The organism is Paenibacillus bouchesdurhonensis, from assembly GCF_900155685.1.
GTDB lineage: Bacteria > Bacillota > Bacilli > Paenibacillales > Paenibacillaceae > Fontibacillus > Fontibacillus bouchesdurhonensis.
In genome coordinates this window covers 2,389,835-2,411,334 of record NZ_LT732548.1, presented here as the reverse complement: position 1 = coordinate 2,411,334, position 21,500 = coordinate 2,389,835, and the positions used below count along the sequence as shown (strand labels likewise).

Sequence of the window (21,500 nt, the reverse complement as noted above, 5' to 3'; positions counted from 1 at the left end):
CAGCTCGGCGGCGTGCGGCACGGCGAGCTCGGCGGCAGCAGTGGGCGTGGCGGCCCGCAGGTCAGCGACGAAATCGGCGATCGTAAAATCCGTCTCGTGGCCTACGGCCGAGATGACAGGAATCGCCGAGTCGTAGATGCTGCGCGCGACCGCCTCTTCGTTGAACGCCCACAGCTCCTCGAGTGAACCGCCGCCCCGCCCGACGATCAGCACGTCGGCCTCGCCGAGCGCGTTCATCGTCCGGATGGCCTTGACGATGGACGGCGCTGCGCCTTTGCCCTGCACCAGCACAGGGTGCAGGACGATCCTAGCCTGCGGATAGCGGCGTTCGAGCGTCGTCAGAATGTCCCGAACGGCTGCTCCGGTCGGGGACGTAATGACGCCGATTACGCGCGGAAACGCAGGCAAGGGTCGCTTCCGCTGCGGCGCGAACAGTCCTTCGGCCTCCAGCTTCTGCTTCAGCTGCTCGAAGGCCAAATACAGGCTGCCGATCCCGTCGGGCTGCATCTGCGTCGCATAGAACTGGTATTGCCCGTCCCGCTCATAGACCGACACATTGCCCCGTGCAATAACACGGGTTCCCTCCCGCGGGATAAAGGGCAGCCGCTGATTATGCGAAGCGAACATGATGCTCTTAATCCGGCTGTCCTTATCTTTTAGCGTAAAATACATATGTCCGCTGGAATGATGCGTGAAGTTGGATATTTCCCCGCGAATCCATACCTCCGAGAGGAGCTTGTCGGACTCCATCTTCATGCGGATATAGCGATTCAATTCTTTGATCGAATAAATTTTTTGCTCCATGGGGTCTTCACCTTCCCCCTTTTATCATTTCAGCTCAGGCAAGCCCTTCAAGCCGCTTAGCTGCAATTAGCGTATTCTGCATCAGCATCGTAATCGTCATCGGGCCAACGCCGCCAGGAACCGGTGTAATCGGGCCGGATACTTCCTTCACGCTCTCGAAATCAACGTCTCCCGCCAATTTACCGTTATCAAGGCGGTTCATCCCTACGTCAATCACGACCGCTCCCGGCTTCACATAGGAAGCATCCACAAAGTTAGCCCGGCCGATCGCCACAACGAGGATATCGGCTTGCTTCGTCAGCTCCTTCATGTTCGCCGTGCGGGAATGGCACATCGTAACCGTTGCATTCTCGCGCTGCAGCAGCAGGGACACCGGCTTGCCGACGATATTGCTGCGACCGATGACGACGGCATGCTTTCCGGACATTTCAATTCCGGTACGCTTGATGAGTTCGATTACGCCTGCAGGCGTGCACGGAAGCAAACTATCATCGCCGATGACCAGGTTGCCAACGTTGACCGGGTGGAAGCCGTCCACGTCTTTCTCCACTGCGATCGCATCGATGACTGCTTTCTCCTCGATATGACCCGGCAGCGGAAGCTGAACGAGAATGCCGTGAATATTGCTTTGGCGATTCAGCTTGTCCACGAGCGCAAGCAGCTCTTCTTGCGTGGTGGAAGCAGATAGACGGTGAACCTCGGAGTAGTACCCAAGATCGTGGCAGGCCTTCTCCTTGTTACGTACATAGACCTGGGATGCCGGATCTTCTCCCACCAGTACGACAGCCAGCCCCGGCGTAAAGCCCTTACCGGCAAGCTGTTCCACCTCTTGGCGAAGATTGGCTCTAATTTCCTCAGATACCTGTTTTCCGTTAATGATTGGTGCTGACATAGACTTCTCCCCTTCTCTTCGATTACATATTATTTTTATTTTTCAATGTCTCCAAATCATGAATCATCTTACCGAGCACGCCATTGACGAATTTGCCGGACTCCTCTACGCCGAAATGCTTCGCCAGCTCGATCGCTTCGTTCACAGCTACTTTGCCTGGCACGTCACTGCGGAATACCATTTCGTATACCGCTAATCTCAATACCTGCCTGTCTACCTTGGACAAGCGGCTAACCTGCCAGTTCTTCAAATAGCCAGCGAGCATTTCATCAATAGCGGCCTTATGCTCCCATGTTCCACCTACGAGCTCCAAGACGAAGGTTGTCGTCTTGTTGACATCGGACAATTCAACTTCGCTTTCATTCTCGCCAGCAGCCTCTGCTATGAGCATCGACACGGCTTCCTCCGCGTCAACCTCGTTCATTTCCATGTGGTACAAGCTTTGAATCGCGATTTCTCGTGCTAGTCTCCGTTTCATGTGCTTCCTCCTTAACCTCCATCAGAACAGCGTGTTATACTTTCTACCCTAAATGATGAACCAAAATGCTTAAATTCTATTACACTCGGCTGATATTCATGCGTTTTTTCCGATCGCAATGTGTTTTTCACCGAATTTCAAACAAAAAAAACCCGTGACATGCTCTCTCCACAAAAATGGGCAGGATAAAATGCAGCTCTTTTTCCGGAGGACAGCATATCACAGGAATCATTTAAAAGGGCGCCAGCGCGCATTCAACCAGTCCATCAGCTCTCTCCATGGGATGAGCGGGCCTTGGTCAAGATCCTTATATTTGCCGATCGTATAACCGACATAAAGGAGAAGCGCACAAAATAACATGTTCCAAAATCCGAAAAACAGATAAATGGGAATGAATAATATCGCTGCTGCCGTTCCCAGCAAGCGTCCCTTGTAATCCTCCCATAATTGCTTCCAATTCATCGGGATCTTCACCCCTATTCAACCCGGCTTTTGATAACAGGAGATTGCACAAGGTTAGCAATATACACTGAAACATAAGAAACGGGAATACCGGTAATTTCCTCTACATGATCATGTACCTGCTTCTGCACTTCCTCCGTAAGCTCTGGAATGGAAGTCTCTCCGTCCACCAATGCGCGAACCATAATCTCCAGACCGGAGTCCGTAATACGGATACGTGTCTTCACATCGCGAATGCCCCGTACCCGTGAAGCCGCTTTGTAGGATAAATTCTCAATCGTCTCCACCGATATTTGAATATCCCCATATTCCGTTCGCTGATCAATGGATGGGAGCGAGCCGCGATCACGTTTGATTGAAATGTAAAAGAAGCGAATGCTGAGCAGAAACAGCACAGCCGCTACGCTGACGGCGGCAATGATCCAAGCGTTCCCATCATATTGCTTCAAATCAACGGGGACGGCATTCGTCACCAGGAGGATGGCGATTACAGATAGTATTCCGATACTTAAGCTGTAAATAAACAGCAAAAGTCTGTCCAAAATTTTGGGCACGACGGATGGAGCCTCCTTAAATTATAGTAAACCCCTGACGGTGATCGTCGGGGGTTCTTAACTTGATCATTATTTCACCCTATGGTTCAGTTCCGTCTCTTCACTTCTCTCGGCCGTCTTAAAAATGACGTCGTGAATATGTACGTTAACCTCTACCACAGTCAGTCCGGTCATCGTTTCGATCGAACGCTTCACATTGCGTTGGATTTCCGTAGCAACCTCTGGCAAACGATTACCGTATTCCACAATGACGGATACATCAACAGCCGCTTCACGCTGGCCAACTTCCACCTTCACGCCCTTGGACAGGTTCTTTCTGCCAAGCAGCTCGGCAATGCCGCCGGCGAATCCGCCGCTCATGCCAGCAACGCCTTTAACTTCGACCGTAGCAAGGCCGGCGATCACTTCGATAACCTCGGGGGCAATTTGAATTTCTCCGATATCCGTACGTTCAAATTCCGTAGGCAATGTACTCATTACTATTCATCCACCTCTCAATAAGTTTGACGAAACCTCATGACAAAGAGGCTGGCCACTTATTATAAATACTATATCATTTCAGGATCATTATGACAAACAGTCAGTGAAATCTAAATCTCATTTTCTTCCAAAAACTTTATGTCGAAATCGCCCCGGATAAACTTGGGATGATCCAATAGTTTCTGATGGAATGGGATAGTTGTATGAATACCTTCGATCACGAATTCGGCTAAGGCGCGTTTCATTTTTGCTATTGCTTCCTCGCGAGTCGCGGCCCAAACGATCAGCTTGGCAATCATGGAATCGTAATAAGGAGGGATCGTATATCCCTGATACGCAGCGCTGTCCACGCGAACCCCAGGCCCGCCCGGTGCCAAATAAAAATCGATCTTGCCGGGAGATGGTAAGAAGTTACGCAAAGGATCCTCTGCATTGATCCGGCACTCAATCGACCAACCGGTCAGAATGACATCCTCCTGTTTAAATGAGAGCGGATTTCCTTCGGCAACGGAGATCATTTCCTGAATCAGGTCAATCCCGGTAATCATCTCCGTAACGGGATGCTCAACCTGAATCCGTGTATTCATCTCCATGAAATAGAATTGGCCATCGGGGCCGAGCAGAAATTCCAACGTTCCCGCTCCGGAATAATTGACAGCCAAGGCGGCACGTACTGCCGCTTCACCCATTTCCTGACGCTTCTCGGAAGAGAGCACAGGGCATGGAGCCTCTTCTACCAGCTTTTGTCGTCTGCGCTGTACGGAGCAGTCTCGTTCCCCTAAATGAACGACATTGCCGTGCTTGTCGGCGATAATCTGAATTTCAACATGCTTCATGCCTGTCAAATACTTCTCTAAATAGACGCCGGCGTTACCAAAGGCCTTCTGCGCTTCCTGCTGTGCCATTGTGATTTGCTGAATAAGCGAGGCTTCGTCCTCGGCAAGGCGAATTCCCTTGCCGCCGCCGCCCGCTGTCGCCTTTATAATAACAGGGTAGCCGATATCTCGAGCGACCATAACCGCTTCATCCAGGTCATCGACCAGACCGTCCGACCCTGGAATTACGGGTACATTGGCGCTCCTCATCGTTTGTTTTGCTACAGACTTATCCCCCATTTTTGTTATGGCTTCCGGGGAAGGGCCGATAAAGGTAATGTTGCAGGAATCGCAAATCTCCGCGAAATCTGCGTTCTCAGCCAGGAATCCATATCCTGGATGAATCGCGTCGCACTCGGTAAGCGTCGCTACACTCATCAAGTTGGTAAAATTCAAATAGCTGTCTTTGGATAATGTCGGTCCAATGCAATAAGCTTCATCCGCAAGACGAACATGAAGCGAGTCCTTGTCCGCTTCCGAATATACGGCCACGGTCGAAATACCGAGCTCGCGGCAAGCACGAATAATCCGTACTGCGATTTCCCCGCGGTTCGCAATCAAAATCTTTTGAAATTTCACTAATCTCCCATCCTCCTTGGAAAGCTAGATCGGACCCGTACAAGGCCCCCTTCAACCGTAGCTTATTCCGGCTTCACCAAAAAGAGAGGCTGTCCGAATTCTACGAGCTGACCGTTCTCTACGAGAATATCCACGATCTCGCCCTTGACTTCCGCCTCCAGCTCGTTCATCAGCTTCATCGCTTCGATAATACAGACGGTCGTCTTATCGCCTACCTTGTCTCCTACATTCACATAAGGGTTTGCATCCGGGGAAGAAGCTCTATAGAATGTTCCAACCATCGGGGACACAATCTTATGTAGGTTTGCATCAGCAGCTGCACTTTCTGCGGGCTGTCCGGCAGCCCCGGCCTGTCCATTGTCCACAGCAGCCGGTGCGACCTGCACTGGTGCCAAAGCCTGAGGCGCACTGGGTACTACCGTTGGCTGGACATGCACAAGCTCACTTTTGCCGGGCTTGCGAATGCATAGTCTTGTACCTTCGTTTTCGATTTCAAGCTCATGAACCGAGGTCTTGTCCAACAGTTCGATAAGCTCCTTGATTTCATTCAATTTGAACATATTTTCCCTTCACTCCTTCAGCTTTTTCGCAAAGCTCGGGCCTTTTCGCATCATAACTTTATGTATTATATCACAATCGATCAAAATGGAAAGAGTCCAAGATCCTCTTGGACTCTCCAATTTTACTAGGAAAATGATTAATTTTAACGGGACTGAATACCTGAGTGATTATTGCGATACATACTGAACTTGAACTTTATCCTGAGACACGCCAAGCTCTTTAATGACCATATCGACGATGCTTACGGCCTCTTTTACTTGAAGTTTTTCGCTGATGACGACGACTCTATAGCTGTCATTATCTTCCGTCACTACAGCATTGGCATACTGCTGTTGAAGACGTTCTTCGATGTCAGTAATTTTTGCTTCCTTCTCCTCCAGCGCACTGAGCTGCTGCTGGGCCATTGCCGCTTCATCCAAGGATTTCTTATCATCGTTCATCGTTTGCATCAGTTGCTCATGCTTTCTAGTATTCTGCTCGGCCCGATCCATCTGATACGCGGTTAAGTAGTCTCTAGATAGCGTTCCCTCCGACTCTAACTTTTTAAGTACATCTTCATCCTTCACGCTCTCTGAAGCCTGATCAGCGGCCTCTGGCTGTTCGGATTTTTGACCGTCTTGACCTGTCTTCTCGTTAATTTCCGCCTGCTGCTTCGAAGCATCTGTGCTTTCGCTATCAAGAGCAGGCTGCTCTTCGGAATTTAACATATCCTTCACTGCGTCATCCTCCGCCGTAACCTCCGTAACAATGATATCATCATCGGATAATGCGCCGCCTTCAATTATGGTTTCCTGAGTCGCCGCTTGCTCCATCGTCGTAACCTGCTTCCCATCGGCTGTTTTAGGCTTATTCGTTGCGGAATCTTCCGTAAATAAATAATAAGCTGAGAGAATAACCATTAAGCTAAGCATAGAGACAAGCCAAATTGTCTGTCTTTTCGATTTCATTGCATTTTCCTCCTAGAATCGTTGTTTTTAATTATTTTTAATAAAGTTGAATCCTTAGGTTTACTGCGATTGTTTTCTTGGTACGACGGATATCCGGTATGCCGGGACGTTCAGCCCCTTTTCCACCGCGTCGACAATTAAATTTTTCACGGTCTTATTTTCAGCGCCTCTCGCCACAATTAGAACCCCTCGAACCTTCGGCTTGATTTTTTTCGTAACAATCGGCTTTTCACTTCCGCTCTCTTCATTTGTTACAATTTGACCATCCCGGGTATACTGGGTAATATGCCGCTTTCCCCCGTCTCTGTCATTCTCTTCCGTCAATTGCTGCGTATCCTTCGTATTGCGTCCGATGATGAGCTCTTCTGTCGAATCGATCGTTACAAGTACGTCTACAGCTCCGACGCCAACGATTTTCTCCAAAATTTCCTTCGTCTTGTTCTCGAGCGACATTTCAATAGCATCAAAGGTGCCAGCCGCAGCTCCCTGCTCGGGGAGCACGGACGACAGTACCTCTTGCCCTGTCGGAGGCTCTCTCCCCGCCCCGCCAGAGTCGATCTTTTTCACGTTGACAAAAGAATTAAACAGCATAATCGCCACTCCGATTAACCCGAGTATAATAAGCAGGCGATAAGTATTTAGCTTCTTCTTGCCCTCCAGGCTTCGCCCAATGAACGACTCTAGTTTCTTCCACCAATTCATCATCATCATCCCCCCCTTGCTAATTAATTTCCTCAATCACGACGCGAACGAGTTCTCTTGGAATTCCCCAGTTGCGTGTCAGGATATCGGCAATTTGTTCTGTAAGACCGTATGTTTGTGCATTGTTATTCGTGGAAACGGATCTTTCACCGGTTGGACTGACTCTCCCGGTTATCGCCATCGCCGGGACACTTTCACCAGCGACCTCATCGGTATCTTGATTTCCCGGAGGCTCTACCTTTATGCGAATCGGCTCGACCGGGGCGATAGAGATTTGCTCCAGCTCCTCGCTCCGTCCTTTATTCGGCGTATTCTCCTCGCTGGATAGCTCCTGCTCCTCCTGCTCCTCCTGTCCCCGTTCCTGAGTGATGTACACTTCAACGGCAGAGATGAGGGGTTCCACTCCGTTCTCAGGCGGTTCCAGTCCAACGACTACACGTTCCACACGTTGACCGGTTTCCCGCTCGATTTGCTCTTTGATCCGCTTCGCCGCTTCCTCGCTAGCCATCTCAATCGCTTCACGTTCCCTTTTCATCCTCATTTGCTCCCCTTGCCGCAATATTTCGTCGGTTCCGACTGCTCCTACGGCCCCTTCCCCCGTACTATCCATAAGGGCCGTCTCTAGTTGCCGCTGCGCATCCGGAGCAAACAGGCGCATCACCGGTGAAATCAGAGTTAGTAAAATGAGTAGGCTGACTACAAGCTTTACATATCTCTCCATCGAACGGTTAGGAAGCAGCAAATCGATGAACGTCGCCAGAAGCACAACAAAAATAATTTGCTTCAACCATTCTGCTAGCCAGGTCATTAAGACATCCCCCACATTCCTTCTATCTCATCATCACTGTGACGTTGCCAGCGGTTAAGGTAATTGTGATGGCAAGAAAGAACATTAATCCAACTGCGGCGAGGGCAGCGAACACATATATCATGCTCTTTCCAATCGTCTCCAGGCAGGCTACGATCGGCGTCTCTCCTAACGGCTGCATGACCGCTGCCGATAAGTTATAAATCAAAGCTAAAGTCAAAATTTTAATAGCGGGAAAAGCGCATAAAAACAGCAGAATGATTACGCCGACAAGTCCGATCGAATTTTTCACGAGCAATGAGGCCGATATGACGGTATCCGTCGCATCGGCAAATACTTTACCTACAACCGGGACGAAGTTCCCGGTCAAATATTTGGCCGTCCGAAGCGTCACACCGTCCGCCACCGAGCCGGTAATTCCTTTTACTGAGATGACGGCGAGGAAGATGGTCAGCATGACTCCAAGCAGCGCCATGCTGATCGTACGCAATAAATTGGCAAGCTGGGTCAGCTTGTACTTCTCTGACAATGAACTGACGATATGCAAGACAGCCGAGAAGAAGAGCAAAGGGAAGACAATCGTGTAGACAACCGTACCTACCGTATGCACCATGAACACCACGAGCGGGTGCGTGACAGATACGGTGACCATGTTGCCCATAGAAGCCAGCAGAGTGAACAGCAGCGGCACCATCGCCATCATAAAATCGATCATGCTTCGAATTGCGTCCGTAGCATATGTAATCGCGACATGAAAGCTGTTGATCGCCAAAATGAGAATAACCATATAACAAATGGCATAGGCCACTTTACTGACTTGTTTGCGTTCAAAGGCAGTTTGAAATGTTTCTAGAATCGAGCTGAATACCGAGAGGAGGACAATCGTCGTCAAAATATGCCCGTTGTACAGTACCTCGTGCCACATATATTTCAAAAGACCCATCGCGCCTGCTTTTACACTAAACGAATCCCCATTCCCATCCTGCAGCAGCATCTCCATAAAAGAAGGAATGTTCTGATCCGGAAAAAAACCGCCATATTCCTTCATCAGCTCCTGCCAATAGATTTCCACCTGATCCGTAGGAAGCTCTTCTGCCTGTTTGTTGATCCAATTATCATCTGGGGCTGCCGCAAACATCGGTATTGGCCACAAAATGACGAGGCCGAGGACAAGAACTAGAATCGATCGGTTACGCAAAATGAATTTCGTCTTTTTCATCACTTGTCCCCATTTCGTTAAGCAGGCAGCATCCTCATTACAGTTTCAATGATGATGCTGATGATTGGAATGGCCAAAACCATGATGAGTATTTTTCCCGCCAGCTCAATTTTGGAAGCAATGCTTTCTTGTCCGGCATCTCTGACGATTTGGGCTCCGAATTCAGCAATGTAGGCGATTCCGATAATCTTAAGGATCGTCTTGAGGTAGATCATCTGCACACCGGAGGATTCGGCCAACTGCTCCAGCACCTCGATGATTTCGCCGATTTTTCCTGCTAGATACATAAAGATCATGATGCCCGTGGCAATCGTGATGAGAAATGCAAACATCGGCTTTTGCTCTTTGATAGTGAGGATGAGTATGGTGGCGATCAGTCCCAAGCCTACGATCTGAATCATTTCCACTGCCGAATCACCTACTGGAATAAAAAGATCGATTTAATTTCCTGAAATAGACTGTCTAGTAATCGGATGACCATGAACAACACAACGACGAATCCGATCACGGTCACCCAATGCGCCATGTCCTCTTTGCCCATTTGCTTTAGCACGGTGTGTATCATGGCGATAATGATGCCAATGCCTGCAATTTGAAATATGGCGTTCACTTCTAAGTTCATTGATTTGGCACCTCACGATCATTTTTGCAAATACAAAGTCATCGATGATGGGAGGGTAGTTCCAGTTAATAGAGCAAAATAACGATAAACGCCCCGCCAAGCAGCCCTAAGCTTTTGGACATTTTCTCATAACGCGCTTGTTCTTCGCGCGCAGCATGCTCCTCACTCTCCAGTTGGCGTACCGCTGTTGCGATATGCCCCAGCTGATTTGTCCGGTCGCTTGTCCCTAACGTAAATCCAAGCTGGAGCATGACCTCCTTCTCCGCCGCCTTCATTGCTGTATGCTTCCACCCCGCTTCGACGGCATGATGCAGGCTCTGCTGGGCTGTCCAATTTAACGGCGGATTCATCTGGGTCGCGGCTCTTTCAAACAGTGCCTTTATCGGCTCACCGCTCTGATCCCCGATGCGCTGCAGCGCATCAGGCAGCGGTGTGTAGCCATACATAATCTCCGTTTCCAGCCGCTTAAGCGCCAGAATGAGCCTCCGAATCTGATTCGGACGACTGGCAAATTGCCGCGCCTTCGCTAATCCAGCGAGCGTGGCCGCAAGGAGCACCATTGCCGCGCCCAGCATCTTAACCATATCGTTCCCTGCCCTTCACGTTCAGTCCTGTATTGTCTATTCCCCTCCGCTTGCCGTCCCAAAGGCGAAAGGCAAGCCCATTGTCACTGCGGTTAAGTACGGCATACATTTCAAAGAAAGGCGGATCGGCTAGTTTAGAGAACGCGGGCCTATGGGACAGCTCGCTCACGTCTGATCCATGGGCGGTAGCAATCACTTTTACCCCGGCATGCAAGGCTTCGGCCAAAGCGTCCGCGTCCTCAGGACGGCCGATTTCATCTACAATGATCACGTCCGGAGACATGGAGCGGATCATCATCATAATTCCTTCCGCCTTGGGGCAGCCGTCCATCACATCAGTTCTCGGGCCTACATCAAAACTGGGCACCCCGCGCTTGCTGCCGGCAATCTCTGAACGTTCATCGATAATCCCGACTTTCAGACCTGGCCACTTTGCCTCTGGATGTCCCCAGGCACCGCTGCTGATCCCTCTGGCAAGATCGCGAATCAAGGTTGTCTTTCCCTGCTGAGGCGGAGACAAAATTAGCGTATGAAAGACTGTCCTATGCTTGAAATCAAGCAAATTAGGCAATATACGGTTGCTGACGCCTAGCACCTCTCTTGCAATTCGAACATTAAAGCCGCTTATGTCCCTGATATGCTCTACTTTTCCTCCGCTCAAGACGGTTCTGCCCGCAAGTCCGACTCGGTGGCCTCCGGCAATCGTTATAAAGCCTTTACGCAGTTCCTCTTCCATTGTGTACAGAGAATGATTCGTTATTAAATCAAGGAGCCGGTTGCCTTCCTGCTTGCCTGGCTTATAGGCGAATGCCGGATCGCGGGTCGTTTCACCATCCGGGGTCAGGAAATAATGCCTGCCAGCGGCATTCACTTCCATAGGCCGTCCCTCACGAATGCGGATTTCCTCCAAGCTTGCAAACAAAGCGGGAGGCAGCTTAAGAAGCATGGAGCGGATGTTATCGGGAAATACAGCTAACCAGCTAGGGTTGTTCATCCATGTACCCCCAAATACTTCTTTTCCAAAAAAATCAACCACTCTATTGCTTTGTTCGTGTTATAATCTCATGTTTATGCCTGTACTTTGTCTTTATGACGGGAAATCTATCATTTCTTCAAAATGCCGATTAAGAGACATGAAATGCCGCAGCCGATCCAAATCAATTTACTCCATGACAGTTTATCTGCCATCCCGGCAAGCCCGATTGCCGTCGTGATAAGAAGGACTGTCGGCCCGACAAACGCAAGCATAGAGTTCACCGCCAACGCCTTATCCACCCGCCCCAGCTTAAACATCAATAAGGCGGCTGCGATTTCGATCGAACCGGAAATTATTCGAATGGTTGCCATGCTGGCCACGAATTTATCGAGCACAACCGAATCCCCTCCCTTCTTGTCCATTCTCTCTTACCTTATGCCCCGCCATCTCTTTTTATTTGCAAAAAATAGAAAGAAGGCCACCGCTAATTCGGTGACCTTCTACTAGGCAATGCTATTTCCTTTCTCACATTTTTAAGGGCTCGATATTCCATATGCCCGATGCGTATTGCTTAATCGTATGATCGCTGGAAAACTTGCCGGAGTGAGCGATATTAAGAATGGATTTTTTCAACCAATCGCTAGGATTGCAATAAGCAAGATCAATCCGTAGTTGGGCTTCCACATAGCTGGCAAAATCCTTGAGCACAAAAAACTCGTCCTGATGCTGGAGCACTGATTGATAAATCGAATCGAAATCCTGGCCTTCCGAGCAGAAGCGGCCTGGCTCGATCAACTGATCCATCACTTCCTTCACCCGCGAATCCACATCATAAATATGCCAAGGGGAATATTCGCCGCTCTGATTGAATGCCATCACCTGTTCCGCCCTCAATCCGAAGAGAAACATATTGTCGTCGCCTAACATATTGTACATTTCCACATTGGCCCCGTCCAAAGTGCCGATCGTCAGCGCCCCATTCATCATGAATTTCATATTTCCGGTTCCTGAAGCCTCTTTGCCCGCCGTCGAGATTTGCTCGCTGACATCCGCTGCGGGAATCAGCTTCTCCGCCAAGGATACGGAATAGTTCTCAAGGAAAACAACCTTCATCTTGTCACGTACGGCCTGATCGCGGTTGACGGTATCCGCCACCGTATTAATCAATTTAATGATGTTCTTGGCCAGATAATATCCGGGTGCGGCTTTGGCGCTGAACAGAAATGTCCGTGGCGAAATATCGGCGGAAGGATTATCCTTCAGCTGGTTGTATAGATGCATCATATGCAATACGTTGAGCAACTGACGCTTATAGGCATGGAGGCGCTTGGCTTGAACATCAAAAATAGAATCCGGATCGATGTTGATATGCAGTTTATCCCGCACATATTTAGCGAGGCGCAGCTTGTTTCCCCGCTTAACCTCCCGAATCCTCTCGACAAAGCTGCGATCCTCGGCATATTTGATTAAACCGACCAGTTCCTGGGGCTCGGTTATCCAACGGGAGCCGATCACTTCCGTAACCAGCCTTGCTAAATCAGGGTTGGCGTGGATAAGCCACCGCCGATGCGAAATACCATTCGTTTTATTATTGAACCTCTCAGGATAAAGCTCATAAAATGCTTTCATTTCACGGTTCTTCAATATTTCTGTATGAAGGGAGGCCACGCCATTAATGCTATAGCTGCCGACGATCGCTAAATTGGCCATCCGAATTTGATCACCATAAATAATCGCCAGCTGGGAAATCCGATTGTGATCCCCAGGGTAATGCTTCAGAAGCTCGGCGCAAAATCGTTTATTCAATTCTTCGATAATCATATAGATACGGGGCAATAGCTGCTTTACCAAAGCAATTGGCCATTTCTCCAGCGCTTCACTCAGCGTCGTATGATTCGTATAGGATACTGCGCGGTTCGTAATATGCCACGCCTCTTCCCAGGAGCAGCGCTTCTCGTCCATCAATATCCGCATAAGCTCCGGAATTACGAGCGTGGGATGCGTATCATTGATATGTATCGCTGCTTTGTCTGGCAAAGACGCTATAGGCAACCCCAGTTTGTCAAAGGTTCTAAGTATGCTTTGCAGGCCAGACGAGCATAAGAAATACTGCTGCTTCAAACGCAGTTGCTTGCCTTCAAATTCGGAATCGTCGGGATAAAGAAACTCGGAAACAGATTCAACCGATCTGTAATAATTCAAGTAATTATAATAACTGCCGTCATAACCCGTGTTTGGTTTGATGGGGCCTTTAGCGGGCCGGGCGCTCCATAGCCGAAGTGTATTGACGTGGCTTGAGCCGCTGCCGATCACTGGAATATCATAGGGGATCGCCCAAATGCTCTCGAAGCCTGTGAGCTCAAAATGAAGCTGACCATCGCGCTCTGACATATGCACTTCCCCGCCGAAGCGAACCTCTACCTTCTTATCCTCCCGGCACACCTCCCATACATTGCCTCTCTGCAACCAATAATCGGGCAGCTCCACCTGATGCCCGTCGACGATTTTCTGTTCGAATAAGCCATAACGGTAGCGAATGCCGCAGCCGTGGCCAGGCAGCTGCTGCGCAGCCAAGGAATCAAGGAAACAGGCTGCAAGGCGGCCCAGTCCTCCGTTGCCTAAGCCCGGATCACTTTCTTCTTCCTCTGCGGCCTCCAGATCGAAACCCAATTCACGGAGTCCATCGCGAACGAGCTCAAGCACACCCAAATTCAGCAAATTATTTCCCAACTGCCGCCCGATAAGAAACTCCATGGAGAAATAATACACTTGCCGGGCTTTGCTTGCTTTCATCCTTTGGTTCGTATTAGCCCAATCCTCGCCTACCCTTTCCCGTATCAATAGGCCTAGTATGTTGTATACATCCGCGTCCGTTGCTTCAGAGACAGGTTTCCCCAATTGACTGACCAGTTCTTTCTTGAACATTTCCTTAAAGCAGTCTTTGTTATCGAACACGTTTATAGTCCTCCCTGTTGGCGGCTCCTCTTCATAGGCATCTACCTATACCTTATGTTTAAACGCGAAGGGGGGATAAAATAACAAAAATAAATAATTAAATAAAAAGGCCGCCTCACCCGCAGCGTATTGCTGCAAGCTAATGCGACCTTGTTCTGGTTATGAATTAACCGATTAGATTAGCGGCGATCCTGGGGCCCGCCGACAAAAACTTGACTTTCCGTATCGAGACCATAGGCTGTATGAAGCTCTTTGACTACTTCATTAAGCTTCGCTCCCTCGATAACGCAGGATACTTTGATTTCCGAGGTGCTGACCATTTTAATATTGACATCCTGCTTGGAAATGACATCGAACATTTTTGCGGCCACACCAGGATGGCTGACCATGCCTGCGCCAACGATCGACACTTTGACCAATCCGTCCTCCGAGGTCACTTCGTCAAATGGCAGGCTGCTGCGGATTCCATTAATGACCTCTAGCGCCTTCTCCCGGTCTGTAAGAGCTACGGTGAAGGAGAAGTCCGCCTTACCGTCCTGAACACCGCTCTGAACGATAATATCTACATCAATTTTTGCCTCGGCCAAAGAACCGAACACCTGAGCCAATACGCCCGGAATGTGAGACACTCCCAAAATGCTGATTCTGGCTACATTTTTATCGTAAGCAATTCCGCTGACTACTACACCTTGTTCCATCTTCGCTTCCTCCTTAACAACCGTACCCTCATTATGATTAAAGCTTGAACGAACAACAAGACGGACATGATTATGCTTCGCATATTCCACCGCACGCGGATGAAGCACGGCAGCGCCTAGATTAGCCAGCTCCAGCATTTCATCGTAAGAAATTTCCTTCAGCTTGCGGGCATTCTTTACGATCCGTGGATCTGTCGAATAGATTCCGTCCACATCCGTATAAATTTCGCAATAATCTGCAGTAATCGCCGCTGCCAAAGCAACCGCCGTCGTATCCGATCCACCGCGTCCAAACGTCGTAATATCGCCGTCCTCGCTAATTCCCTGGAATCCAGCAACGACTACAATATTTCCTTCATCCAACGCTGCTTGCACCCGCTGTGGCTGGATATCCGTAATACGCGCTCTGGAATGTTCCTTATCCGTACGGAAGCCGGCCTGCCAGCCGGTAAATGATACGGCCTTGCGGCCCTCGGCATGAATCGCGATCGATAGCAATGAAATCGAAATTTGCTCTCCGGTCGTCATCAGCATATCCATTTCACGCAACGGCGGCTCTTTGCTAAGTAGCTTTGCCTGATCGATAAGATCGTCCGTCGTATCGCCCATAGCAGATACTACAACAACCACCTGATGTCCCTCATCTTGCTTCTCCACTACGCGCCGGGCAACGCGCTGCATCCGTTCTGTATCGCCTACAGAACTTCCTCCAAACTTCATGACAAATAAAGCCAAGTCAGACCCTCCCAAAAATAGACTATCCTCTCCAAGTACAGTACAGCTATGAATTCACGATTAGTTCGAGATAGAATCGCTTCAAATTCAAGCAGTAACGCTTTAAACCAGTATAATACGAAAGAGCTGTAATAATCCATTGCTTTTCATTATAATATTCGAAGTTTTCGTCATATTTCACGATCAAAAATTATCCAAAAAAATTCCTCCACTCGGCAAGAGTGGAGGACGGCGCTGCCTTCCCTAAGGCATGCAAGTGACGTGAAATTTAAGCGCGGGAAATATACTTGCCTTCGCGAGTGTCAATCAGAAGAACATCATCCTGATTAATAAACAGCGGAACCTGAACATTAAGCCCTGTCTCGAGCTTGGCGTTCTTCGTGGCACCGGTCGCCGTGTTCCCTTTAATGCCTGGTTCGGATTCAACCACGCGCAGCTCTACGCTGTTAGGCAGGTTGATTCCGAGGATTTCACCATGGTAGCTGACGATTTTCACGTTCATGTTTTCCTTCAAGAAATTCAGTTCCCATTCCAATTGTTCCGAGGACAATGTAAATTGGTCGTAAGTTTCGTTGTCCATGAACGTATGGTCTTGACCGCTGGCGTACAAATACTGTACATCGCGGTTTTCAATCATTGCTCTGCTTACCGTTTCGCCAGCACGAAACGTTTTTTCTACCGTGTTCCCGTTACGCAGGTTTTTCAACTTAGAACGGACAAACGCCGCCCCTTTGCCCGGCTTTACATGCTGGAACTCCAACACCGTATAAATATCACCTTCAAATTCTACTGTCAGGCCTGTTTTAAAATCGTTGACTGAAATCACAAATAGAACCTCCTATAGGATCAAATAAGTTGAACAACTGCTATATGATAATATAAATTACCCACTTTTAAAGCCGTACATTAACAATCAAATAACGGTAAATTCCTTGCTCGACTCTGTGAGCCTGCGGCAGCCGTCCTCCGTAATGACAACATCGTCTTCAATCCGAACCCCACCGAAGCCCGGTATATATATCCCCGGTTCAACAGTAACAACCATCCCCGGACGAAGAATGTCGTCGCTTAGCTTGGATAGGCGCGGAGCTTCATGCACCTCCATACCCAGTCCATGGCCTGTACTATGACCGAACTGCTCGCCATATCCGTATCGCGTAATGATATCGCGGGCCAGTGCGTCCGCTTCTCGTCCCGTCATGCCTGGGCGGAGCTGCTGTAAAGTATGTAACTGCGCCTCCAGCACAATGTCATAAATCTCACGGTGCTTCGGTGTAGGCTTGCCGAGCATTACGGTTCGGGTAATGTCCGAGCAATAACCATTCAATAGCGCTCCGAAGTCCATTTTGACAAACTCATTGCTTTGCAGTACGCGATCACTAGCAACCCCGTGCGGCAGAGCCGAACGTTCGCCAGAAGCTACAATTGTATCGAAGCAGCTTGAAGTAGCACCTTGTCTCCGCATAAAGATCTCTATTTCAAGGGCCATGTCTCGTTCCGTTACACCCGGCCGAAGCACATTAAGCATGTGCATAAACGTCTGGTCAGCCAGTATCGCGGCCTGCTTCATCAGCTCCAGCTCATCATCGTCCTTGTAAACGCGAAGTCCTTCAACTAGGCCGGCCACCGAGATCAGCTTAACGGGATGCAAATCCTCTTCATAGGCCCGATAGGTGGAGAATACGACCTTCTCTTCCTCAAACCCAAGCTCACTAATCTTTTGCTCCGCAAGCAGTTCCTTAAGCGTCTGTGCCACAGACGGGCCATGCTCAACAATATCAAAGCCAGCCGCTTGTTCCGCCGCCTGCGTCATATAACGAAAATCCGTCAACAGATAGGACTTGTCCAACGTAACCAATACGTAGCCGGACGAACCGGTAAAACCCGATAAATACTGCCGATTGATATCTCCAGTTATCCAGATCGCTTCTAGCCGATTCTGCTTCATGGCTTCCCGGAGACGGCTTACTCTTGAATTCGCCATCGTATGCTCTCCTTATTTCCGACTTTTCAGATGCCGCACAAGCGCCATCAGGCCCAGCTCATAGCTGTATGCTCCAAAGCCAGCAATTTGCCCGACCGCCAGGGCTGCAGTGACTGATGTGTGGCGGAATGATTCACGAGCATGGATATTCGACATGTGCACTTCAACGAATGGGATGTTTACTGCGGCAAAAGCATCTCGCAATGCATAACTGTAGTGCGTCAATGCCCCTGGATTAATTATGATCCCGTCGATGCTGCCCAGCGCTTCATGAATTTTATCGATCAGATATCCCTCATGATTGGATTGATAGAACTCTAGAATCAGACCCTCCTGCTCGCCCTGTTTCAAAAGCCTGTCCTCAATTTCACGAAGTCCTTCAGACCCATATACTCCAGGTTCACGAACCCCAAGCATATTTAAATTCGGTCCGTTCAATACCAGGATACGGTACATCATTCCACACCCTTCCTGCAAAATAACCAAAAGTAATTTTAACATAGGTGCGAGGCAAATGAGAAGCCTTTTGTGCTTATTGCAGCGCTTTTTGCGGTTCTCTACGCCTTTCGTCAGTATATTCCATCGCCGCCGTGTACCCGATGAACAATCCCCACAGTAAATATAAGCAGAACTCGCTGATCAGCGTACCCGATGGAAGCTCTAAAATCGGCTTAGTCATCCCGAACATCGGACCCACGACGATAAATATGATCCCCCACCAAATGATGCCGTAAAGGATGCCCGGATAAGGGCCCTTCAAACGGCGGAAAATCAGGGTATAAAGCAGTGCGGCTGCGATGGAGAATAGAATGAAGAACACCCACCCCACATAATAACCGCCCTGGGTTTGGAGAAACCGTGTCTTAAAAAACGGCTCAGCCAAATATCCCGGTAAAACGACCGTTAATTTGAAAAAATACATCAGTGCCCTTATGCCGCCCCAGATTAATCCCGCGAAAAAACCGAGTTGCAGAGCAAAGCTCCATACATTCGTTCCTTTCGTTCCTTTCGTACCATCCGTTCCATTCCTTCCATTTTTACTTTGCTGCTGTTGCTGTGACATACGCTTCCCTTCCTTCCCTGCTTCATCCATGACTTCCATTTGTCGTTTAGTATGCACATTTGGAAAAAGACTAAACAAACTAGAATTTGCTTCCCAGATTCGATACAATGGAATTATTCTAGCTTCAACGACATTAATTAGGGAAGGTGAAATATTTGCCCGAGCAATCTACACCGAATATTTATGGCGGCCAAGCTGTAATAGAGGGCGTCATGTTTGGCGGCAAGCATATTAACGTAACTGCTGTACGCCGCAAAAATGGAGAAATTACTTTTCTGGAAGTACCTAAACAGGACAAGTCATGGGTAAAGCGCCTTCGTAAAATCCCGTTTATTCGCGGTATTGTCAGCATTATTGATTCTAGTGCCAAAGGCTCAAAGCATTTGAATTACTCCGCCGAAGCGATGGCTGACGACGAGCTTGAACCCGAGGAGCGCGCCAAACAGAAGGAAAAGGAAGAGTCTGGCTTCTCCCTGACGATGATCGTAGGCGTTGCTATCGCCGGTGTTCTGTCCTTCCTCTTTGGTAAAGTCGTCTTTACTCTGGTGCCGGCCGTGCTGGAGGAATATTTGTTCCAAAACGCCTTTAACAACCGGGCGCTGCATACGCTAGTGGAAGGTATTATCAAAATCGTTCTCCTGCTGATCTATTTATGGGCAATCTCGCAAACTCCAGTGATCAAAAGATTGTTCCAATATCATGGAGCTGAACATAAAGTAATCACAGCTTACGAAAATGGAGAAGAACTGACCGTCGAGAACGTTCAGAAATACAGCCGACTGCACTATCGCTGCGGCAGCAGCTTTATTATTCTAACTGTCATTGTCGGCGTCATCATTTACTCCTTCTTCCACTGGGATAATGTCTGGGAGCGCATGTACATTCGCCTGCTGCTTCTGCCGTTAGTTATCGGGGTCTCATTTGAACTACTGCGTTTAACCAATGCTGTTCGCGATATTCCTGTGCTGCGTTTTCTGGGATATCCGGGACTTTGGCTTCAATTGCTGACGACAAAGGAGCCGAAGGACGACCAAGTCGAGGTGTCGATTGCTTCCTTTAATCGGATGCGTGAGCTTGATGCACAATATGAGCGGGAAGGCGTCATTGAACAATCCGCCCCTAATACAGCCCTTGATCCCGTGAAAGGATGATAAGCGATGAAGAAGCAGGCCATCCTATTTTGGAGTATTATAGGACTTGCTGCATTTGGTGTTGTTAACACACTTTTCGGAAAAGGACAAATGAATTGGAGCAGGCTGCTGATTCCTATAGTTCTCTTGGGAATCGTGGTCTGGCTCTACAAATTCCCGCCTCGTAAATACAGGGCACGGCATCCTAAAGTCAAGCCTTCTGCTCGCACGATGGCCAAACTGGCTGGCGAGCACCGCCAGACTTCTGGACAGAAGCGCAAGCATTACCCGTTCCAGGTCATCGAAGGCAACAAAGGGAAAAATGATGAGGATATCCCGAAGTACCATTAATGTTATTTATTAGCCTGCTGATACTTTATGAACTGTTCTTCATAGTGCTGGGTACTCCACTCGTCGAAGAAATGGTTGCCGGATTGAAGTCCGGATTCATAAAGCAGCAGGCTTTCTTCTTTGCTAATGTCGAATTGGGTCGTACCGATGCCGAGAGTCGGTATTTTTATCGTCCGATAACGGTTGGTTTGTTCGATGTACCTTTCATCATGCGCGGATAGCATTGTTTCTACAAGCGCCTGTAGCATCGTAAACGGCCCAGTGATCATATGGGGCTGGTTGGAATTCTTCCCGACCATTTGGAAGCCGACCGTCGGAATCATTTCGCTGCGAGGCTTGCAGCTGTCCTCGTCGAACAGCCATAGCGGAAAATTACTCAAGAGCCCGCCATCGACAATATGCAGAAATTGATCTGAAAATGGCTTCCCCAGCGACAACTGCGGCGGCAGCCGCAATAGAACCGGATCAAAAAAATAGGGAATGCTGCAGCTCATCCGTACCGCCCGGGCTACATCGAACTTATGGGGCGAAATGCCGAGCTTCTGTAAATCATCGGGAAGGATCAATATTCTGCCGCTCGTAATGTCGGAAGCGATGATGGTCAATTTGCCTTTTGGCAAATCACCAAAGGTTCGGATGCCTTTGTCCCTCATGAGCTGCTGCATCCAATCCTCCAGCGCCTCTCCGGAGTATAAGCCTTTTTTAAGTAAAACCCTAAGCGCCGGCCCGACGAGCCGCACGTTAAAGATCGGCGATCTTTTTAGAAATTCAACAAATGAAGTGCCCAAGATGATATCCTTCATTTCCTTTGCGGAATATCCCGCCGCAATCAGTGCCGCAACGATAGAGCCCGACGATGTACCGGCTACCCGGTGGAACCTCGCTCCATACCGCTCCGATGCGCGGACGGCCCCTGCCAGAGATATGCCTTTAACGCCTCCACCCTCAAACACACCATTTATCAACATATAACAATAAACCCCCATTTCATACACAAGTCTACTGCTTATGTATGTCACGGGGGCTATTCCTATGTCATGG

General features: G+C 48.9%; 26 protein-coding genes. 2 read left to right on the top strand and 24 right to left on the bottom strand.

The window, feature by feature from the left end:
• From xseA to CZ379_RS14940, 23 genes are all read right to left on the bottom strand, one after another.
• On the bottom strand, positions 1-804 hold an 804-nt coding region (gene xseA, locus CZ379_RS26680; protein ID WP_234404916.1), incomplete at its 3' end, for an exodeoxyribonuclease VII large subunit.
• A gap of 34 nt (positions 805-838) precedes the next feature.
• Entirely contained in the window at positions 839-1,696 is an 858-nt protein-coding gene (folD, locus tag CZ379_RS15045; RefSeq protein ID WP_110932360.1) for a bifunctional methylenetetrahydrofolate dehydrogenase/methenyltetrahydrofolate cyclohydrolase FolD, read from the bottom strand.
• 22 nt (positions 1,697-1,718) lie between these two features.
• Positions 1,719-2,174, bottom strand: a complete 456-nt coding sequence (nusB, locus tag CZ379_RS15040; protein WP_110932359.1) for a transcription antitermination factor NusB — start codon at positions 2,172-2,174, stop codon at positions 1,719-1,721.
• Positions 2,175-2,402: 228 nt separating this feature from the next.
• Positions 2,403-2,636: a DUF2273 domain-containing protein gene (locus CZ379_RS15035; protein ID WP_110932358.1), complete on the bottom strand. Its 234-nt coding sequence runs from the start codon at positions 2,634-2,636 to the stop codon at positions 2,403-2,405.
• Positions 2,637-2,650: 14 nt separating this feature from the next.
• Positions 2,651-3,190, bottom strand: a complete 540-nt coding sequence (gene amaP / locus CZ379_RS15030; protein ID WP_110932357.1) for an alkaline shock response membrane anchor protein AmaP — start codon at positions 3,188-3,190, stop codon at positions 2,651-2,653.
• Between the two features lie 69 nt (positions 3,191-3,259).
• Positions 3,260-3,667 (bottom strand): Asp23/Gls24 family envelope stress response protein, encoded by a 408-nt coding sequence (locus tag CZ379_RS15025; protein WP_110932356.1) that lies wholly within the window; start codon positions 3,665-3,667, stop codon positions 3,260-3,262.
• A gap of 113 nt (positions 3,668-3,780) precedes the next feature.
• Positions 3,781-5,124 carry an acetyl-CoA carboxylase biotin carboxylase subunit gene (gene accC / locus CZ379_RS15020; protein WP_110932355.1) on the bottom strand — a complete coding sequence of 448 codons (1,344 nt, stop codon included), beginning with the start codon at positions 5,122-5,124 and terminating at the stop codon, positions 3,781-3,783.
• Positions 5,125-5,186: 62 nt separating this feature from the next.
• On the bottom strand, positions 5,187-5,684 hold the full coding sequence (gene accB, locus CZ379_RS15015; RefSeq protein ID WP_110932354.1) for an acetyl-CoA carboxylase biotin carboxyl carrier protein: 498 nt from the start codon (positions 5,682-5,684) through the stop codon (positions 5,187-5,189).
• Positions 5,685-5,852: 168 nt separating this feature from the next.
• Positions 5,853-6,632: a SpoIIIAH-like family protein gene (locus tag CZ379_RS15010; RefSeq protein ID WP_110932353.1), complete on the bottom strand. Its 780-nt coding sequence runs from the start codon at positions 6,630-6,632 to the stop codon at positions 5,853-5,855.
• 60 nt (positions 6,633-6,692) lie between these two features.
• Positions 6,693-7,337: a stage III sporulation protein AG gene (gene spoIIIAG, locus CZ379_RS15005; protein WP_199925622.1), complete on the bottom strand. Its 645-nt coding sequence runs from the start codon at positions 7,335-7,337 to the stop codon at positions 6,693-6,695.
• 16 nt (positions 7,338-7,353) lie between these two features.
• On the bottom strand, positions 7,354-8,142 hold the full coding sequence (gene spoIIIAF, locus CZ379_RS15000; protein WP_110932351.1) for a stage III sporulation protein AF: 789 nt from the start codon (positions 8,140-8,142) through the stop codon (positions 7,354-7,356).
• A gap of 22 nt (positions 8,143-8,164) precedes the next feature.
• Complete coding sequence (spoIIIAE, locus tag CZ379_RS14995) at positions 8,165-9,361, bottom strand: stage III sporulation protein AE (protein WP_110932350.1); 1,197 nt, start codon at positions 9,359-9,361, stop codon at positions 8,165-8,167.
• Between the two features lie 17 nt (positions 9,362-9,378).
• Entirely contained in the window at positions 9,379-9,768 is a 390-nt protein-coding gene (gene spoIIIAD / locus CZ379_RS14990; protein WP_110932349.1) for a stage III sporulation protein AD, read from the bottom strand.
• Between the two features lie 11 nt (positions 9,769-9,779).
• Complete coding sequence (gene spoIIIAC / locus CZ379_RS14985; protein WP_110932348.1) at positions 9,780-9,983, bottom strand: stage III sporulation protein AC; 204 nt, start codon at positions 9,981-9,983, stop codon at positions 9,780-9,782.
• Between the two features lie 65 nt (positions 9,984-10,048).
• Positions 10,049-10,567, bottom strand: a complete 519-nt coding sequence (gene spoIIIAB / locus CZ379_RS14980; protein ID WP_110932347.1) for a stage III sporulation protein SpoIIIAB — start codon at positions 10,565-10,567, stop codon at positions 10,049-10,051.
• Positions 10,560-11,561, bottom strand: a complete 1,002-nt coding sequence (spoIIIAA, locus tag CZ379_RS14975) for a stage III sporulation protein AA (protein WP_110932346.1) — start codon at positions 11,559-11,561, stop codon at positions 10,560-10,562. The genes spoIIIAB and spoIIIAA overlap by 8 nt, the downstream gene beginning before the upstream one ends.
• A 110-nt stretch (positions 11,562-11,671) precedes the next feature.
• On the bottom strand, positions 11,672-11,938 hold the full coding sequence (locus tag CZ379_RS14970) for a YqhV family protein (protein WP_110934398.1): 267 nt from the start codon (positions 11,936-11,938) through the stop codon (positions 11,672-11,674).
• A gap of 130 nt (positions 11,939-12,068) precedes the next feature.
• Positions 12,069-14,498, bottom strand: a complete 2,430-nt coding sequence (locus CZ379_RS14965; RefSeq protein WP_110932345.1) for a glycogen/starch/alpha-glucan phosphorylase — start codon at positions 14,496-14,498, stop codon at positions 12,069-12,071.
• A gap of 179 nt (positions 14,499-14,677) precedes the next feature.
• Entirely contained in the window at positions 14,678-15,931 is a 1,254-nt protein-coding gene (locus tag CZ379_RS14960) for an aspartate kinase (RefSeq protein ID WP_110932344.1), read from the bottom strand.
• 268 nt (positions 15,932-16,199) lie between these two features.
• Positions 16,200-16,757 (bottom strand): elongation factor P, encoded by a 558-nt coding sequence (gene efp / locus CZ379_RS14955; protein ID WP_110932343.1) that lies wholly within the window; start codon positions 16,755-16,757, stop codon positions 16,200-16,202.
• 87 nt (positions 16,758-16,844) lie between these two features.
• Positions 16,845-17,915: a M24 family metallopeptidase gene (locus CZ379_RS14950; protein ID WP_110932342.1), complete on the bottom strand. Its 1,071-nt coding sequence runs from the start codon at positions 17,913-17,915 to the stop codon at positions 16,845-16,847.
• 12 nt (positions 17,916-17,927) lie between these two features.
• Positions 17,928-18,371 (bottom strand): type II 3-dehydroquinate dehydratase, encoded by a 444-nt coding sequence (aroQ, locus tag CZ379_RS14945; protein ID WP_110934397.1) that lies wholly within the window; start codon positions 18,369-18,371, stop codon positions 17,928-17,930.
• A gap of 76 nt (positions 18,372-18,447) precedes the next feature.
• Positions 18,448-18,978 carry a YqhR family membrane protein gene (locus CZ379_RS14940; protein WP_110932341.1) on the bottom strand — a complete coding sequence of 177 codons (531 nt, stop codon included), beginning with the start codon at positions 18,976-18,978 and terminating at the stop codon, positions 18,448-18,450.
• A gap of 155 nt (positions 18,979-19,133) precedes the next feature.
• On the opposite strand from CZ379_RS14940, the gene CZ379_RS14935 reads away from it, so the two are divergent.
• Together CZ379_RS14935 and CZ379_RS14930 are read left to right on the top strand one after the other, a co-directional pair.
• Positions 19,134-20,129 (top strand): DUF1385 domain-containing protein, encoded by a 996-nt coding sequence (locus CZ379_RS14935; RefSeq protein WP_110932340.1) that lies wholly within the window; start codon positions 19,134-19,136, stop codon positions 20,127-20,129.
• 6 nt (positions 20,130-20,135) lie between these two features.
• Positions 20,136-20,459, top strand: a complete 324-nt coding sequence (locus CZ379_RS14930) for a hypothetical protein (RefSeq protein ID WP_110932339.1) — start codon at positions 20,136-20,138, stop codon at positions 20,457-20,459.
• A 2-nt stretch (positions 20,460-20,461) separates the two neighbouring features.
• Here the strand turns inward: CZ379_RS14930 and CZ379_RS14925 are convergent, their stop codons facing one another.
• Positions 20,462-21,427, bottom strand: a complete 966-nt coding sequence (locus CZ379_RS14925) for a patatin-like phospholipase family protein (RefSeq protein ID WP_110932338.1) — start codon at positions 21,425-21,427, stop codon at positions 20,462-20,464.
• Positions 21,428-21,500 lie beyond the last annotated feature (73 nt).

Bases quoted from the DNA above. Each gene is read 5' to 3' on its own strand.
- CZ379_RS14950 (WP_110932342.1), bottom strand. From the start codon at position 17,915: ATGGCGAATTCAAGAGTAAGCCGTCTCCGGGAAGCCATGAAGCAGAAT.
- CZ379_RS14930 (WP_110932339.1), top strand. From the start codon at position 20,136: ATGAAGAAGCAGGCCATCCTATTTTGGAGTATTATAGGACTTGCTGCA.
- CZ379_RS15025 (WP_110932356.1), bottom strand. From the start codon at position 3,667: ATGAGTACATTGCCTACGGAATTTGAACGTACGGATATCGGAGAAATT.
- nusB (WP_110932359.1), bottom strand. From the start codon at position 2,174: ATGAAACGGAGACTAGCACGAGAAATCGCGATTCAAAGCTTGTACCAC.
- spoIIIAC (WP_110932348.1), bottom strand. From the start codon at position 9,983: ATGAACTTAGAAGTGAACGCCATATTTCAAATTGCAGGCATTGGCATC.
- accB (WP_110932354.1), bottom strand. From the start codon at position 5,684: ATGTTCAAATTGAATGAAATCAAGGAGCTTATCGAACTGTTGGACAAG.
- spoIIIAA (WP_110932346.1), bottom strand. From the start codon at position 11,561: ATGAACAACCCTAGCTGGTTAGCTGTATTTCCCGATAACATCCGCTCC.
- spoIIIAE (WP_110932350.1), bottom strand. From the start codon at position 9,361: ATGAAAAAGACGAAATTCATTTTGCGTAACCGATCGATTCTAGTTCTT.
- aroQ (WP_110934397.1), bottom strand. From the start codon at position 18,371: ATGTACCGTATCCTGGTATTGAACGGACCGAATTTAAATATGCTTGGG.
- spoIIIAB (WP_110932347.1), bottom strand. From the start codon at position 10,567: ATGGTTAAGATGCTGGGCGCGGCAATGGTGCTCCTTGCGGCCACGCTC.
- folD (WP_110932360.1), bottom strand. From the start codon at position 1,696: ATGTCAGCACCAATCATTAACGGAAAACAGGTATCTGAGGAAATTAGA.
- CZ379_RS14925 (WP_110932338.1), bottom strand. From the start codon at position 21,427: ATGTTGATAAATGGTGTGTTTGAGGGTGGAGGCGTTAAAGGCATATCT.
- spoIIIAG (WP_199925622.1), bottom strand. From the start codon at position 7,337: ATGATGAATTGGTGGAAGAAACTAGAGTCGTTCATTGGGCGAAGCCTG.
- spoIIIAF (WP_110932351.1), bottom strand. From the start codon at position 8,142: ATGACCTGGCTAGCAGAATGGTTGAAGCAAATTATTTTTGTTGTGCTT.
- CZ379_RS14940 (WP_110932341.1), bottom strand. From the start codon at position 18,978: ATGTCACAGCAACAGCAGCAAAGTAAAAATGGAAGGAATGGAACGGAT.
- CZ379_RS15010 (WP_110932353.1), bottom strand. From the start codon at position 6,632: ATGAAATCGAAAAGACAGACAATTTGGCTTGTCTCTATGCTTAGCTTA.
- CZ379_RS15035 (WP_110932358.1), bottom strand. From the start codon at position 2,636: ATGAATTGGAAGCAATTATGGGAGGATTACAAGGGACGCTTGCTGGGA.